Genomic DNA, 16057 nt, shown 5'->3' with positions numbered 1-16057 from the left:
GTGTTTTCATGTGCACCTCCTTGAAATCGAGAATTATGCTTACAATTTCAAGGGCCGCTTTCGCTACCTATAAAATATAATCAGTAGCGAAAGCGGCCGCACTTTTCAGTCCTGCTGTCAACTATTTTTTTCAAAAAAAAAGACCCCTATACCATTTCTGGTATAAGAGTCTTATTGTCGTCACACTTAACTTAATGACATTGGGGTTTGACCTGGGGTTTTTCTTTTGCTCATAATTATACTAAAATGAAAGTGCATATTTGCAAGTACAGAGATCATTTGAATTCACAGGGGGACACAAAAATGGGGTTCAATTTCACTATTCCGGATTACAAGAAAATAAGAGTTATCATAGATACAGATGCAGCCTGCGAAGCGGACGATCCCTTTGCCATCGTCCATGGGCTTCTTAGCCCGAAGCTTATAGTTAAGGGCATTGTTGCGGAGCATTTCAAGGAAGCAGGCTCCATGGAAAGAAGCTATGACGAGATTCAGACTATTCTTGACAATCTCAGAGAAGATTATAGTGCACATCATAAAACAACATATACGGAGCTGCCTTTTGACATTCCTGTTCTTAAGGGGCAAAAGGGGCCTCTTAGCGCAGATCCGGAAGTCTCTGAAGCGGTTACTTTCATCATAAACGAAGCCAAAAAAGAGGATGAACATCCCCTTTTCATCCTGTGTCAGGGTGCCATCACCAATGTGGCTAAGGCTATTATGACAGAGCCCGAGATAAAGGACAAAGTCACAGTCATCTGGATAGGAACCCATGGGGAAGCTCCCTGCAAGGCGCCATTTACGGAATTCAATTCTGTAAACGATATTGAAGCTGCCAACTATGTGCTTCAAAGCGGCGTAAATCTCTGGCTTGTTCCATCTCATGTGTATATCACCATAAACATAGGAATTGCAGAGATCCAGCGAAGAATAGGCCGCTGCGGCAAGACAGGTCAGCATCTTTTTGAGAACCTGGTGAACTACAATAATTCATCTTTTGCAGGCTGGACCCGGGGAGAGAGTTGGTCCCTCGGAGATTCTCCGGCCATTGCCATCGCCATTAACCCGGGCTGTGGTCATTATCACGATGCTACAGCGCCTCTGGTTCTTGAGGACACATCCTCAGAGGTAAAAGAGGATAACCCCAAGATCCGCATATATACTGACGCAGATTCCAGATACATTCTGGAGGATTTCATTTCTAAGCTGGAAATATTTACTGAATAGTCGCAGTATAAGGAGAATCACATGAAATGGAGAAATACTTGATAAAAAAATAGTGGAGAACAGTAATCATGGGTTTGTTGTTAGCGGTTATATATTTGATATTTATTAGTCTTGGACTTCCGGATTCGCTCCTGGGCTCAGGATGGCCCAAAATGCAGATGGTCTTTAACGTACCCTCGTCCTATGCAGGATATGTGTCAATGACCATTTCCTTTATGACCATCATTTCGGCACTTCTAAGTCCAAAGCTTATCAAGAAATTTCATACAAAATGGATAGTGATCTTTTCCATAATGCTGACAGTGTTTGGGCTTCTGGGCTTCTCGTTTTCGGGGCAGTACGCTATGCTCTTTTTCTTTGCGATACCCTATGGACTTGGAGCCGGCGCCATAGACGCCTCCGTGAATCACTATGTGGCCAATAATTATTCAGGCTCTGTAATGAATTTCCTCCACTGCTTCTACGGTGTTGGCGCAGTTATCAGTCCTTCTATCATGGCGCTGGCGCTGAAATATGCAAGATGGAATGAAGGCTATAGATGGACAGCTTTTTTGCAGACAGGGATACTTATTGTGTGCATCTTATCACTGCCTCTCTGGAAAAAGAATGAAGAAGCAAGAAGTGATGAGATTGCGGACAGCGCAGGGATCAGGGAGACGCTGAAGGTTCCCGGAGTAGTGCTTACGCTGGTTGCTTTCTTTGCTTACTGCGCAGGGGAGGCCACCTGTTTTCTCTGGACTCCCTGCTATTTTGCCGGAACCAGGGCAGGACTTAGCGACGAGCTGATAGCATCCTTCGGCTCCCTTGTATTTGGAGGACTGATGCTGGGAAGGCTCATCTCCGGATTTGTGTCTAATAAACTGGGGGACAGGCTCCTTATCAGAATAGGAATTATAGTTGAAATTGTGGGAATAATGCTGGTTGCGATGCCAATAGGCGGATATCTTGCGGCGGCAGCAGGCTTCGTGATCATCGGAACGGGGATGGGACCGGTGTATCCTGCAATTCAGCACATGGCACCAACAAATTTTGGCAAAAGACACAGCGCTGCGGTGATAGGTCTTCAGATGGCCTCAGCCTATGTGGGAAGCACCTTTATGCCCATGGTATTCGGACATCTTCAGCAGAATATCGGAATCGGAATAATGCCGGTATATCTCTTGATCTTTGCAGCGCTCAATATAGGAATGCTTGAACTTACATATAGGACAATCCAAAAACAGCCCCGGTGACAGGGCTGTTTTTTTATAGAACCGCAGTTGCTACGGCGATCAGTATTGTTATCGTGACGATGGACACAACCGTTGTGACTGCTATTGCAGAGGATAAAATTGTGGTATCCATGCCCTTTTTCTCCGCCTGGATCATGGGAAGATTTCCCACAGGAACCGCAGCCATAAGGCACATTGCCAAAGTTGCGGTCTTATCGAAGGATACGCTGTGAAGGATAAGGACAACAAGAATTGGCAGCAGTACCAGTCTTAAGGCGATGAATACCCAAATCCTCCAGTCCTTCAGGGAATCCGTAAAGCGAGATCTGGCGATGGATACGCCCAGCAGCACCATGGATAGGAAAATTGTGGCATTTCCTACGTAGATCACAGTGTTCTCCAGTATCGGCGGAAGCTTGATGCTGAACCAGAACACAAGAAGGCTAAGGCACTCCATGATTATGCCCGGGTTAATGATCTGCTTCAGGGAACTGCCCTCTTTTTTGCCCGAATTAGAAGTCCCGTGGTCCAGAACTGCGAGACCATGGGTGTAAAAAAGCAGACTGTAAAAAATATTTATAACTATAACGTAGATTATTGCGTTGGCAGGAAGTATTGCCTTGGCGATTGGGATACCAAGGAAACCGGTATTGGTGTAAACACACATCAGATTGTAGAACTTGCGGTTATCCGGAGAAGCATGAAGGAGCCTTGGCAGGAACATGCCAATGACCACCAGGAATGCGTAGAATGCCACACCAAGTCCTGCGGCGTATATCAGGTCTCTGCGGCCTGCTGTGATATTTCCGCCAAGGATAGAGGCCATTATCAGTGCGGGATTGCATACATCCACAACGATGGCGGACAGCTTTTTGGAGGTGAGGTCATCCACCACGCCCTTTTTCTGTAGCAGTATTCCTATGGAAACCAATATGCAGATGACGCCCATCTGCTGCAATATAATCGATAGACTCATGATTTTTCCCCTCTCGTCAGTCACTTATTCTAACGATATTGTCGCTGTTTGTAAACAATCCGGGACACAATTGGAAGCTGCAATGCCAAATATGGTATGATAGTTACGAACATGCAAGAAATTAGGTCACTGACTTTAATATAAAGGAGTTTTACGTGAGAAAAAAGATTCTTATCATAAATACCGGAGGCACTCTGTCTGCAGTTATGAAGGAGAGCGGCCTTATTCCGGGGCTGTCCATCTATGACATGCAAAAAGAGCTCAGGATGGTATCGGGAGATGTTGACATAGAGATCGAGGATTTCTGTTCCCTGGACAGTGCAAACATTTTTCCCGAGGACTGGAGCGCTCTGGCAGCCAGAATAGGGGAGAGCAGAAACAGCTATGACGGCATCGTGGTGATCCACGGAACGGACACACTGGCCTACACCTCTTCAATGCTCTCTTTTATGCTGAGGAATATCGGAATCCCGGTGGTGATCACAGGCTCGCAGCTGTCCATAACCAATCCGGTGGCGGATGCTATGGAGAACTGCAGATGCGCGATACACATGGCTGCAAGCCAGATTCCGGGCGTATTTGTCGCTTTTAACAGAAAAGTAATGCTGGGCTGCAGGGCTTCCAAGGTCCGCTCCCTTAGCTTTGACGCCTTTGAGAGCATCAATTATCCGAATATTGCCACCATAAGCTCGCTGGGAATGAAGATCGACACGGCGGCAGTTCCGGAGAGGACCGGAATCTTCAAGCTCTCCAACGCCTATTCGGACAAGGTCTGCATGATAAAAATGTTCCCCGGCATCCACAGGAGCCTTCTGGAATCCCTGGCGGATCAGGGTTACAAGGGCCTGTATATCGAGGCCTACGGCATCGGCGGAATGCCTTTTCTAAAGCACGACTTCATATCCACGCTGGATGAGCTTATAAAGGGCGGAATGACAGTGGTGGTGGGAACCCAGTGCCGCTACGAGGGTTCCAAGATGGATGTCTACGAGACAGGGAAAAGAACTCTCGAGATAGGAGCTCTTGAGGCCCATGACATGACCGGGGAAGCGGCTCTTACCAAGCTTATGTGGATACTGGGAATGACGCAGGACCTCCATGAGATCCGGGACTATTATTCAATAAATATGGCCGGCGAGATGACTGTCAGAAAATAGCCGGCATGGGCGGGGATACAGACTTACTGCCTGAAAAAATGGATTATTACGACAGAAAGCGAAATTATGGAAGAAAACAAACACAAACGAAGAGTACATTACTCGGGAAAATATCCCAGGAAATTCGAGGAAAAATATAAGGAAAGAGACCCGGAGAAGTACGCAGATACCGTGGCTCATGTAATATCCAAGGGCTCAACACCTGCGGGAATGCATATTTCCATCATGGTTAAGGAGATACTGGATTTTCTGCAGATACAGCCCGGGCAGCAGGGCCTTGACTGCACGCTGGGCTATGGCGGGCACACCTCAAGGATGCTGGAGCAGCTCCGGGGTGATGGCTGCATCTACGGCCTTGACATAGACCCGATTGAGTCCAAGAAGACAGTGGAACGCCTTAGAAAAGCAGGCTTTTCCGAGGATAATTTCAAGTTCAGACTTATCAATTTCGCCAATATCGATAAAGTTGCTGAGGAAGCGGGAAAGTTTGATTTTGTCCTGGCGGACCTTGGAGTATCCTCAATGCAGATTGATGATCCTTCAAGAGGTTTTTCCTACAAGATTGACGGACCTCTGGACCTTCGACTTGATCCTGAACACGGAGAGTCGGCAGCAGAGCGCCTTCACAACATAACCAAAGAGGAATTCATCGGAATGATGATAGAGAACTCCGATGAACCCTATGCACAGGAGATTGCCGAGAAGGTCTTTAACCTTATGAAAAAAGGTGATCCCATGGACACCACAACAGCCCTCAGAAAGGCCATAGAGGATGCCCTCTGGAAGGTGCCAAAGGAAGAGAAGCAGGATGCGATCAAGAAGTCCTGCGCCAGAGTATTCCAGGCGCTCAGAATCGATGTGAACAGCGAATTCGAAGTGCTCTATTCCTTCCTTGAGAAACTTCCGAATGTGCTTAATCCCTGCGGAAGGGCAGCAATCCTTACCTTCCATTCCGGAGAGGACAGACTGGTTAAAAAGTCCTTCAAGGAGCTTAAAAAGGCCGGAATCTACAGCGATGTGTCCAGCGATGTGATTCGGCCGTCAGCTGAGGAGTGCAGGATAAATCCAAGAAGTAAGTCCACTAAGATGAGGTGGGCGGTGAGAAGCTGAAGTAAAAAGAAGTAGATAACAGAGTAGATGACACGGGGACGGTTCAATGAGTCAATGGGGACGGTTCTTTGTGACTCACGAAGCGAGTCACAAAGAACCGTCCCCATTGACTCATTGAACCATCCCCGTGTCATCTCTATATATTGCCATTCCAGGAAAATAGACTAGTTGACTTTTGAAATTAGAGTGATATCATTATGATATCAAATATATACAAATTATGTTTCTTTCAAATAAACGGAGGTGAACATCATGAATGAAAACATAAAAGAAAGAGAAATTCAGGGACACAAGAACGGAATGGCAGCCCTTATTCTTATCACATTGCTATATGTGGCAGCCTGTGTAGCACTTATCTGGTCAGCCATGGGGCTTGACGGCAACACCAACAAGGGAATGTATGTAACAATTTTTGTTGCCGGCTGCATCTATTTATGCGTTGGCTGGGTCTTCTATCTTGGACTTAAGATCCTTAAACCCGGCGAGGCGCTGGTGCTTACACTCTTTGGTAAATATGTGGGAACCCTCAAGGGTGACGGCTTCTTCTTTGTTAATCCCTTCTGCACATCGGTTAACCCCGCAGCAGACACCAAGCTGGGACAGAGCGGAGACATTTCCGACAACAACAAGAACAAGCTCACAGCTGTTCTTCAGACCGGCAATGTGAATCTTGAGACATCCGTAAGAAACAAAAAGATCTCTCTAAAGGTCATGACCCTTTCCAATTCACGTCAGAAGGTCAACGACATCCTTGGTAACCCTGTTGAGATCGCAGTTGCTGTTATGTGGAAAGTTACAGATACAGCCAAGGCAGTTTTTTCAGTAGACAACTACAAGGAATATCTTTCACTTCAGTGTGACACTGCAGTCAGAAACGTAGTTAAGTTATACCCCTACGACGTAACCGAGAACGTAGATACCACCGGCGACGGACAGGCAGATGACGGAAGCCTTCGTGGTTCCACAGAGCTTGTGGCAGGCAGGATCATGCAGGAGATTCAGGGCAAAGTTGCAGATGCCGGCATCGAGATCGTTGATGCAAGGATCACATATCTTGCATATGCACCTGAGATCGCAGCAGCAATGCTTCAGAGACAGCAGGCGGCAGCAGTTGTTGACGCCAGGAAGCTTATTGTAGACGGCGCAGTTGGAATGGTAGAGCTTGCTTTGGAACGTCTTAATGAAAAAGAACTTGTGGAACTTGACGAGGAGCGCAAGGCAGCCATGGTTTCAAACCTTCTCGTAGTTCTCTGTGGTAACCACGACGCACAGCCTGTGGTTAACTCAGGAAGCCTGTACTGATGGCAGAAAAAAAGCAGGTTCCGCTTCGACTGAACGAGAAGTTATACAATGCCATAGCTGCCTGGGCGGAGGATGACTTCCGTTCAGTGAACGGACAGATAGAATACTTACTTACAGAATGTGTCAAGCAGAGGAAGAAAGACGGTAAATACGTCTCAGAGACCATGGACGAGCCGCCTGAATTTGATATTCACTAGGAGGATATCATTATGATTACCGGAACAGTTTCAACCATATCGATTGTAATGATGGGAGTAGCTGCAATCTGTTCAATTGCGATCCCATTGTTAATTCTTTTATACCTTAAGAAAAAAGGCGCAGATGTGCCGCCATTTCTGATCGGATGCCTGGTGATGCTGGTGTTTGCGCTGATCCTGGAGTCCATAGTTCACAATATTTTTCTTCCAACACCCGTTGGAAAAACGGTTCAGAATAATATCCTACTGTTTGCCATCTATGGCGGACTGATGGCGGGACTTTTTGAAGAGACCGGAAGGCTTGTGGCATTCAAGACTGTTATGAAGCAGTTCAGGGACAAGGATATCAACGCCCTTATGTATGGCGCAGGCCACGGCGGCTTCGAGGCAATGGCAATTCTTGGAATTACCATGATTAGCAATATCGTGATGTCGATTATGATCAATTCCGGGACAATAGGAACTGTTACATCGGCCTTGCCGGCTGAGAGTGTGGATGTATTTATAGAGCAGATACAGCCGCTGACAACCATAGCACCTGCAGCTTTTCTTCTGGGAATTGTAGAGAGAATACTGGCCATCACGATTCACATGGCACTGTCCGTTCTCGTATGGTTTGGGGTAAAAAACAATAAACTCCGGATGTATGTTTTATCGATGCTTATACATGCCGTTTTCGACGCAGTAACAGTATTGATAGCAAAATCCGGAATAGCGGGAGCGGAGTATATTACGGAAGTTGTTATTGCGATTATGGTTATAGGCATAGTATTTTTGGCAAGAAAGGTCTGGATAAAAGAAACAAAAAGAACCGTCCCTTCTGTCATCCGATGAATTTCATTGTTTTACTCATGTCTTACTACTTCAAATCTTTCCATCGTATACTCCTCATCTTCATATATCCCCGCCTTTCTGCAGGCAATCTCAATCTGCTGATCAATGGTGTCAACCCCATCGAGATTAGGAAGCAGCAGGCCCCGTTTTCTTCCTGAGGTCACGATCACACCGTACCTCTTGACATCCAGTTCTTCAGGCCCTGAGATTGGTTCAGGTGTATCAAGAACATCAACGCTCATCTCGAGATAGGGCAGTTCATCCTCGCGGATCGGGGAAAATCTGGGATCATTTACAGCAGCACTTATGGCGTTCTGAAGTATCTCATCGGCAACGCACTCCCTTGTGGGAAGTATGGTTCCGATGCAGCCGCGCAGGGCGCCGTCTTTGTGTATGGAAACAAAGGCTCCGGCTTTCTTGGAAAAGATCTCTGCCGGCAGCGCTTTCCACTTATCATCCTTAAGATCGCTTCTACTGATGCGTGTTCCCGCTTTGATATAAGACTCCAGTGAGAATCTGGCCAGCTGCACATACAGGTCTTCATTTTCGCGGTGGGAGGCAAGGGTAGACACCTTCTCATCACGCCATTTATCAAGAAAATGCCTTGAATCATCAGGCATTCCCGGCTCGAAGGTGCATATACCGTAGCCAACGCCGAAGGTGGCCTCATGGGACAGCTCCGTAGCCTTCACAGACACACCGTCCAAGGCTCCTGCCATGATGGTAAAGGACCTGTGGCCGCACTCAGCCGCTTTTTCACAGAAATTCTCATCGAAATCCAGGAGCTTATCAAATTCGCCGCTGCCGCAGACCTGCATGATGCGCTCATCATATACCGGCCCTTCTGCAGCAAAGCCGTAAGGTCCGTCTTCCTTCATCTTGTGGGACAGATCTCCACTTCCGATAAACACGACTTTTTTGCCAAGTGAATTCACAGCCCTCTGGATTATCTGTCCAAATTCGTAGTGCATGGGAAGCGGAAGGCCGGATAAGCCTATCCGCACCAGCTTGAAATCGTTATATTTCTGCCTGATAAAGTAAAGAGGAATCATGGTCCCGTGGTCCAGCTCCGGATCCCGCTCTCCGTCAGGGCCTGCGGGAAAATCAGCTTCTTCGCACAGGGAACTTATCTTATCCACCAGCTCTGTGTCGTATTCCTCCCGGAACTTCACCTGGGATGCGCGAAATCTTCCCATATTCCCGGAGGCATACTTGCCCGGAGAAATATGAAAATAGTCCGCGTACATGATGCTGTGGGGGCTGGAAATAATGATGGTTTCCGGCTTAAGAGCAGCGATCATATCAGCGACTTTCTGATAACTCTGTGTTGTCAGAGCTATTTTTTCTTCTTCGCCGCCTCCTACCTCCGGCAGGATTATCGGCGGATGTGGAACCATGAATGCACCTAGAATCGGCATAAGCTACCTCCTTTATCACAAGGGGACGGTTGCGAGTCAAAGGGGACGGTTCTTTTTGACTCACATCCGTCCCACAAAACTCAGCAATTCCCTGTATATACGTGCTTCAGCTTCTTCCCCGCCACCTCCGCGAGATGATATATCACCTCCACATCAGTCGCAGGTCTGTCCATATGAAATCTCGGAAAATACCTGCTGATATGAAGCGCCACATTCTCAGCGCCCCTTCCGCCGTCAAGCCCGGCAATCCAGTCAGATATCCTCTCCATTTCTTCATCACTGTCGTTAAATCCCGGGATCACGAGAGTGGTGACCTCCATGTGGCACCTCGTCGCAGCATGGGAGATGAAGTCCATGACCATCTTGCGACTGCCGCGAAGCACCTTCTCATAATATTCGTCCGTGAATCCCTTAAGATCAATATTCATCGCATCGATATGCTCCGAAACCTCTTCGCATACTCTCATCGACGCATTTCCGTTGGAAACAAGAACCGTTTTCATTCCCGCCTCGTGTATCAGCTTGGCGGTGTCCACAACATATTCGTGGCCAATAAGTGGCTCGTTGTAGGTGAAGGCAACACCGATATTTCCCTGAGGTTCATACTCTTTTGCAATATCTGCCAGTTCCTCCGGCGCCATATACCTGCAGGGGAGCTGCTTAGGTACCCCATAGGAAATCTCGTGATTTTGGCAAAAAGGGCACCGCAGATTGCAGCCGTAGCTCCCCACCGAAACCACATAGGAACCGGGATGGTAGAGATTCAGCGGCTTTTTCTCAATTGGGTCAAGGGCGATTGACGTGATCATGCCATAATTTTCCGGCACAACCTTGCCGTCCTCACATTTTCTTGCAAGGCAGGCCCCGGTCTTACCCTCCGAAATATCGCATTTATTGTGACAGACATCGCATACAGCCATGGTTAACCCTCCGGCGAGATCATATGGCAGCTCTGGTACTCCTTCGGCGACATGCCATACTCCTTTTTAAAGGCCTTGAAAAAACTGGAATAGTCTCCAAAGCCGTATTTTTCATACACTTCTGTAATGCTTCCGCCGCTTACGATGGCACTTCGGCACTCCGCCAGCCTCTTCTTGATAATGTACTGATGGAGCGATATGCCCAGCGTATCCTTGAACAGATGGGCGATATAATATTTACTGACAAAAAACTTCCCGGCAATCTGATCCAGCGACAGGGACTCCTCCAGATTGTTCTCCACATAGGACAGGATATTCTGGAAAAGAGACAGCTCATCGTTCTCTGACTGCATGTGCTCATCGTCGTAGATTGCCCTGTTGATTGTGATAATAAGATCGCACAGGCACAGGTGCCGCACCGCATCGCTTCCGTATTTCTCGCTGGAGATCTCCTCCAGGAGTCTCAGGAACTTGGACTCAACCTGGTGGAAAGCAGCCGGCGGAAGATGGAAGATATACTGATGAAAAGCCTCTGCCTTCTGAATCAGGTACATGTAGTCCACCGACTCCTGCATAAGAGAGCTGCAGCAGTTCTTGCTGATCCAGAAAACGAATCTTCTATAGGTTCTCTTGGAATCCCCCATGATGCCGTGATGCCTGATTCCCGGAGGAACCAGCATCAGATCCCCCTGTTCCAGCTTGCGACTGACTTTCTCACCGTCGTTTTTTACAATCTCCATGGTGATGTCGCCCTCGATAAAAAGGTAGAACTCGTAGTAATTGTGAGCGTGGGGACTCAGCGTCTTGAAGTCCTTGTCTGAATAGTAATAAACCTCGAAATCCGAGGAAAGCATGTATTGTCTTGTGTTAAAAGATGATCGTAGTTTGTTCTTCATAATTTTAATTATAGGTACACGCAACAACTTTTGCAATGTGTGCAACAAGAAATTCTATTCTACCAAGAGCCCAGTCACTGTACAGTATTAAAAGAAACTTAAATCTTTTATGAAAAATGAGGTATTTATCATGGAAATGACACTTCGCTGGTACGGCAAAGAATTTGACACGGTTAAGCTCTGGCAGATCAGACAGATCCCCGGTGTAACAGGAGTTATCACAACTCTCTACAACAAGCAGGCCGGTGAGCTCTGGGAGCAGGACGAGATCAAGGCTCTCAAGGCTGACGTTGCCGCCGAAGGGATGCACATCTCCGGAATCGAGTCTGTCAACGTATCCGACGCCATCAAGGCAGCTACAGCTGACAGAGACCTGCATATAGATAATTACATCAAGACACTGGAGAACCTTGGCAAAGAGGACATCCACATGGTCTGCTACAACTTCATGCCTGTCTTTGACTGGACAAGAACAGAACTCGCAAGAAAAAGAGCTGACGGCTCCACGGTTCTTGCCTACACCCAGGAGGCAGTTGATGCCATCGATCCCGCCAAGATGTTTGAGACCCTGGCAGGAGACACCAACGGCTCCGTAATGCCCGGCTGGGAGCCAGAGAGAATGGCTCATGTCAAAGAGCTTTTTGAACTCTACAAGGACATCGATGAGGACAAGCTCTTCGAGAACATCGTATATTTCCTTAAGGCTATCATGCCTGTATGCAACAAATATGACATCAAGATGGCGATTCATCCCGACGATCCCGCCTGGTCTGTATTCGGTCTTCCAAGGATCATCAACAATGAAAAAAATATCCTGAAGCTCATGAACGCAGTTGACGACGTGCATAACGGCGTAACCTTCTGCTCAGGCTCTTACGGCACAAGCCTTGAGAACGACCTGCCTCACATGATAAGAGCACTGAAGGGCAGAATCCATTTTGCCCACGTTCGTAACCTCAGATTCATTTCACCCACCAATTTTGAGGAGTCAGCACATCTGTCCTCCGACGGAACCTTCGACATGTACGAGATCATGAAGGCTCTCTACGAGACTGATTTTGACGGCCCTATCCGTCCTGACCACGGCAGAATGATCTGGGGAGAAGTTGCTATGCCCGGCTACGGTCTCTATGACAGAGCTCTTGGCGCAACCTACCTTAACGGCCTCTGGGAAGCAATTGACAAGAGCCACAAGCGCGGAGTCTGATCCGACATATTTTTTGATGAGAGGTATAGAAAATGAAGTTAAACAGTGAGAGTATCAAAGACGCAGTCTGGAAGGAGAAGGGCTATTTTCTTCCCACCTACGACAGAGCCAAAATGATTGAGAAAACAATAGCAGCTCCCAAGTGGGTTCACTTCGGCGCCGGCAATATTTTCAGAGCATTTCAGGCCAACCTGTCACAGCGTATGCTGGAGGAGGGGCTTGACGACACCGGACTTACCGTTGTTGAGGGCTTTGACTACGAGATCATCCAGAAGATGTATCGCCCCCACGACAACCTGTCTATCCTTGTAACCCTGAAGGCTGACGGCAATGTTGAGAAGTCCGTTATAGAGAGCATCGCAGAGTCCTGCATTCTGGATTCTTCCGATGAAAAAGAGTTTGCCAGACTCAAGGAGATCTTTGCCGCAGACAGTCTCCAGCTTGCAACCTTTACAATTACAGAGAAGGGCTACAGCCTTGTAAATGCAGCAGGGGAGACACTTCCTGCAGTTGCTGCTGATTTTGCAAACGGCCCGGAGAAGCCTGCCAGCTACATCGGCAAGGTAGCCGCTCTTTTATACGCAAGATACCTTGCAGGTGAGAAAAAGATCGCAATGGTCAGCACCGACAACTGCTCCCACAACGGAGACAAGCTCTACGCCGCAGTATCCGCTTTTGCCAAGGCTTGGACTGAGAATGGCAAGGCAGACACTGGCTTTGCAGCATATATCGATGATGAGACCAAGGTCAGCTTCCCCTGGTCAATGATAGACAAGATCACACCAAGACCCGACGATTCCGTTGACGAGATCCTTAGAAAAGACGGAGTGGAGGAGCTGGATCCCGTGGTTACCTCCATGAAGACCTGGGTTGCTCCCTTCGTAAACGCAGAGGAGAGCGAGTATCTGGTTATTGAGGATAAGTTTCCAAACGGAAGACCAGCTCTGGAGAAGGTTGGTGTTATTTTTACCGAAAAAGAGACCGTTGATAAGGTAGAGCGCATGAAGGTCTGCACCTGCCTCAATCCTCTTCATACAGCACTTGCTGTATACGGATGCATTCTTGGCTTTACCAAGATCTCCGATGAGATGAAGGACGCATCTCTTTTAAACCTGGTTAAAAAGATTGGCTACACTGAGGGACTTCCCGTTGTTACCGATCCCGGAGTTATCAGCCCCAAGGAGTTTATCGATACAGTTGTGAACGTTAGAATTCCCAACGTATTCATGCCCGATACACCTCAGAGAATAGCCTGTGATACTTCACAGAAGCTCCCTATCAGATTCGGTGAGACCATCAAGGCCTATGCTGCATCTTCTGAGCTTGATGTCAACGATCTGAAGTTCATTCCTATGGTTCATGCGGGATGGCTTCGTTATCTCATGGCTGTTGATGATGCGGGCAATACCTTTGAGCCGAGTCCGGATCCGCTTCTTGAGAAGGCTATGGGATTTGTTAAGGATATCAAACTGGGAGAGAAGGATGAGGCCAAGGTTAAGGCGGCTGTACTTCCTCTTCTTAAGGACGCTACCATCTTTGGAACCGATCTGGAGGCAGTTGGCCTTTCAGACCGCATAGTTTCTTATTTCATGGAGCTTATTGAGGGTCCCGGAGCAATAAGAAAGACTATTGATAAATATTGCAAATAAGAATGAATTTTTGGCAAAATAATAAGTGACTTGAAAGGGCTGCGGCAAATTACCGCAGCCTTTTTGTCAAATGCAGCAAAATACTATATTTTGTTTGCATGTAAGCCGCTCAAAGTGTAGAATTGAGGAAGTGAAAAATTTCATTGTTGGAGGTAAATGAATATGAAAATATGTCCTAATTGCGGAAACCAGGTTGCAGATGAAGTGATGTTTTGCAATAACTGCGGGTATTCTCTTGCAAGTGCTGTTGCAAGCGAGCCTGCATCAGATAAAGTAGAAACAGACAAGCCTTCTGAGACTGAAGCTAATACAGCTCCTTCCTCAGAGCCTTCACCTATGCCACAGCCAATTCCGGTTATGGCAATGCCCAAGTCAGATAACGAAGTACATGAAGAGAACAAGCCGGTAGCAGAAGATAAGCCGGCTGCAGAAGATAAGCCCGCAATGCCACCATTTGGCGGCCCGCAGCCCGGATTCGGGGCTCCACAGCCTGCATTTGGAGGTCCACAGCCCGGATTTGGTGGCCCTCAGCCTGGATTCGGCGGACCACAGCCCGGATTTGGTGGCCCTCAGCCGGCATTTGGCGGACAGCCCGGAATGCCCGGACAGCTGAGACAGCCAGGTCAGCCCGGAATGGGAGGACAGCCCGGAATGGGAGGACAGCCCGGAATGCCGGGTCAGCCCGGACGCCCCGGATTTGGAGCACCTCAGCAGGGAGCAGCAGGACAGCCCTTCGGACAGGGACAGGGCAATATGCCACAGCAGTTCATGCAGCCTCAGGGACAGCCTCAGATGAAACCCCAGGCACCAAAGTTTGATCCTTCAGATCACACAGCTGATTTTGATGAGGAGGATATCAAGGAGAACAAGCTGATCGCAGCACTTCCTTATTTCTTCTTCTTCCTTGGAGTTATAGTATGCAGCCTTCATAAGGAGTCCAAGTTTGCAAGATTCCATATGATGAATGCCATCAAACTTGAGATAGCATCAATACTTGCATTACTCCCTTGCATCATCGTTATTCCCGGTGTGTTTGTAACAGCGGTCTTCGAGTTCATTATCATAATTGCTTATATCGCTGCTATTGTAAACGTATTCAAGGGTAAGGCTAAGGATCCTATTGGTGTTAGAAAGATCAAGTTCCTTATGTAATATTTAAGACAATAAGAAGCGCCGGTTCGTGATGGACCGGCGCTGTTTTAATGCAAATAACTATCAGAAGAAATAATCTATTATTCCCAAAAGTACTGCAGACAATATTGAATATAATACAACCGAGATAACATATCCGATGAGTTTCCAGATAAGGCTTGCGATAGCCCAGTTCTTTCTGCCTCTTTCTTCAGGCCTTGGGTTATGCTCAGCTGCCCATACGATTTTAAGGATCAGACCTGCGATTGGAATATAACCAAGCAGCAGGGTCAGCATCCAGTCCTTGACTGACATTTCAGGAATGAGAGCAGGTGGCTGATTTTTACCGGGGTTGATAGGATATGCTGCCTGCGGAGGAACGGTGCCGGGGCCCTGTGGAGGTATTGTTCCCTGCGGAGGAACCATGCCCGGTCTCGAAGGGGCAGCCATATTCGGATTCTGAGGGGGAATGTTACCCGGACCCTGTGGCGGGATGGGGCCTGCCTGGGGCTGATGCTCATCCCAGGAGTTGTTCTCCGTAACTGCAAAATCCTTAACTTCTTCATTCTGTTCCGGTGTTAAATTATTGTTATCATCCATAATAATATGCCTCAACTTTACTTTAGTTTGATAAATATACATCAATGATGTAGGTGTCAAAAGTATCTTTTGACACCATACGATATACGAATTGCTCCATGACTATCGTCATTCTCGCAATTCTACAAATATTCGGAAACCGCTAATTTACTGCGTAAATTGCTAATTCCTCATATTTGTTTGGGCCATAAAGTCAAAATGCTTAACATGCCAGCATGTACG

At 47.5% G+C, this 16057-nt stretch carries 15 protein-coding genes; 10 read left to right on the top strand and 5 right to left on the bottom strand.

The window, feature by feature from the left end:
* Positions 1–303 precede the first annotated feature (303 nt).
* Positions 304–1227, top strand: coding sequence for a nucleoside hydrolase (locus NXH67_RS03760; RefSeq protein ID WP_272796455.1), 924 nt, complete (start codon positions 304–306; stop codon positions 1225–1227).
* A 68-nt stretch (positions 1228–1295) separates the two neighbouring features.
* Complete coding sequence (locus NXH67_RS03755) at positions 1296–2459, top strand: MFS transporter (protein ID WP_330676588.1); 1164 nt, start codon at positions 1296–1298, stop codon at positions 2457–2459.
* A gap of 13 nt (positions 2460–2472) precedes the next feature.
* Here the strand turns inward: NXH67_RS03755 and NXH67_RS03750 are convergent, their stop codons facing one another.
* Positions 2473–3414: an AEC family transporter gene (locus NXH67_RS03750; RefSeq protein WP_272796454.1), complete on the bottom strand. Its 942-nt coding sequence runs from the start codon at positions 3412–3414 to the stop codon at positions 2473–2475.
* A gap of 155 nt (positions 3415–3569) precedes the next feature.
* Here NXH67_RS03750 and NXH67_RS03745 point away from each other — a divergent pair, with 155 nt between their 5' ends.
* From NXH67_RS03745 to NXH67_RS03725, 5 genes are all read left to right on the top strand, one after another.
* Positions 3570–4571, top strand: coding sequence for an asparaginase (locus NXH67_RS03745; protein WP_022778662.1), 1002 nt, complete (start codon positions 3570–3572; stop codon positions 4569–4571).
* 66 nt (positions 4572–4637) lie between these two features.
* Positions 4638–5681, top strand: coding sequence for a 16S rRNA (cytosine(1402)-N(4))-methyltransferase RsmH (gene rsmH, locus NXH67_RS03740; RefSeq protein WP_272796451.1), 1044 nt, complete (start codon positions 4638–4640; stop codon positions 5679–5681).
* A gap of 252 nt (positions 5682–5933) precedes the next feature.
* Complete coding sequence (locus NXH67_RS03735; protein WP_330676586.1) at positions 5934–6983, top strand: SPFH domain-containing protein; 1050 nt, start codon at positions 5934–5936, stop codon at positions 6981–6983.
* Positions 6983–7180 (top strand): PTS ascorbate transporter subunit IIC, encoded by a 198-nt coding sequence (locus tag NXH67_RS03730; protein WP_022778665.1) that lies wholly within the window; start codon positions 6983–6985, stop codon positions 7178–7180. The genes NXH67_RS03735 and NXH67_RS03730 overlap by 1 nt, the downstream gene beginning before the upstream one ends.
* A 12-nt stretch (positions 7181–7192) precedes the next feature.
* Positions 7193–8014, top strand: a complete 822-nt coding sequence (locus NXH67_RS03725; protein WP_272796449.1) for a YhfC family intramembrane metalloprotease — start codon at positions 7193–7195, stop codon at positions 8012–8014.
* A gap of 11 nt (positions 8015–8025) precedes the next feature.
* Here NXH67_RS03725 and amrA read toward each other — a convergent pair whose 3' ends face one another.
* From amrA to NXH67_RS03710, 3 genes are all read right to left on the bottom strand, one after another.
* Complete coding sequence (amrA, locus tag NXH67_RS03720; RefSeq protein ID WP_022778667.1) at positions 8026–9432, bottom strand: AmmeMemoRadiSam system protein A; 1407 nt, start codon at positions 9430–9432, stop codon at positions 8026–8028.
* A gap of 80 nt (positions 9433–9512) precedes the next feature.
* A complete protein-coding gene (gene amrS, locus NXH67_RS03715; RefSeq protein ID WP_272796447.1) occupies positions 9513–10352 on the bottom strand; it encodes an AmmeMemoRadiSam system radical SAM enzyme in 840 nt (279 codons plus the stop codon).
* A 2-nt stretch (positions 10353–10354) separates the two neighbouring features.
* A complete protein-coding gene (locus NXH67_RS03710; RefSeq protein ID WP_272796446.1) occupies positions 10355–11206 on the bottom strand; it encodes an AraC family transcriptional regulator in 852 nt (283 codons plus the stop codon).
* A 172-nt stretch (positions 11207–11378) separates the two neighbouring features.
* Here NXH67_RS03710 and uxuA point away from each other — a divergent pair, with 172 nt between their 5' ends.
* The 3 genes from uxuA (at position 11379) to NXH67_RS03695 (ending at position 15256) form a co-directional block, all read left to right on the top strand.
* Entirely contained in the window at positions 11379–12455 is a 1077-nt protein-coding gene (uxuA, locus tag NXH67_RS03705) for a mannonate dehydratase (RefSeq protein ID WP_022778670.1), read from the top strand.
* A 32-nt stretch (positions 12456–12487) separates the two neighbouring features.
* Complete coding sequence (locus NXH67_RS03700) at positions 12488–14104, top strand: mannitol dehydrogenase family protein (RefSeq protein WP_272796445.1); 1617 nt, start codon at positions 12488–12490, stop codon at positions 14102–14104.
* 162 nt (positions 14105–14266) lie between these two features.
* Positions 14267–15256, top strand: a complete 990-nt coding sequence (locus tag NXH67_RS03695; protein ID WP_272796443.1) for a zinc-ribbon domain-containing protein — start codon at positions 14267–14269, stop codon at positions 15254–15256.
* Between the two features lie 63 nt (positions 15257–15319).
* On the opposite strand, the gene NXH67_RS03690 is transcribed toward NXH67_RS03695, so the two are convergent.
* Positions 15320–15835 carry a hypothetical protein gene (locus NXH67_RS03690; RefSeq protein ID WP_022778673.1) on the bottom strand — a complete coding sequence of 172 codons (516 nt, stop codon included), beginning with the start codon at positions 15833–15835 and terminating at the stop codon, positions 15320–15322.
* Between the last annotated feature and the right edge of the window lie 222 nt (positions 15836–16057).

This window comes from Butyrivibrio sp. DSM 10294 (assembly GCF_028539135.1).
GTDB lineage: Bacteria > Bacillota > Clostridia > Lachnospirales > Lachnospiraceae > Butyrivibrio.
This window is presented reverse-complemented; position numbering and strand designations above follow the sequence as displayed.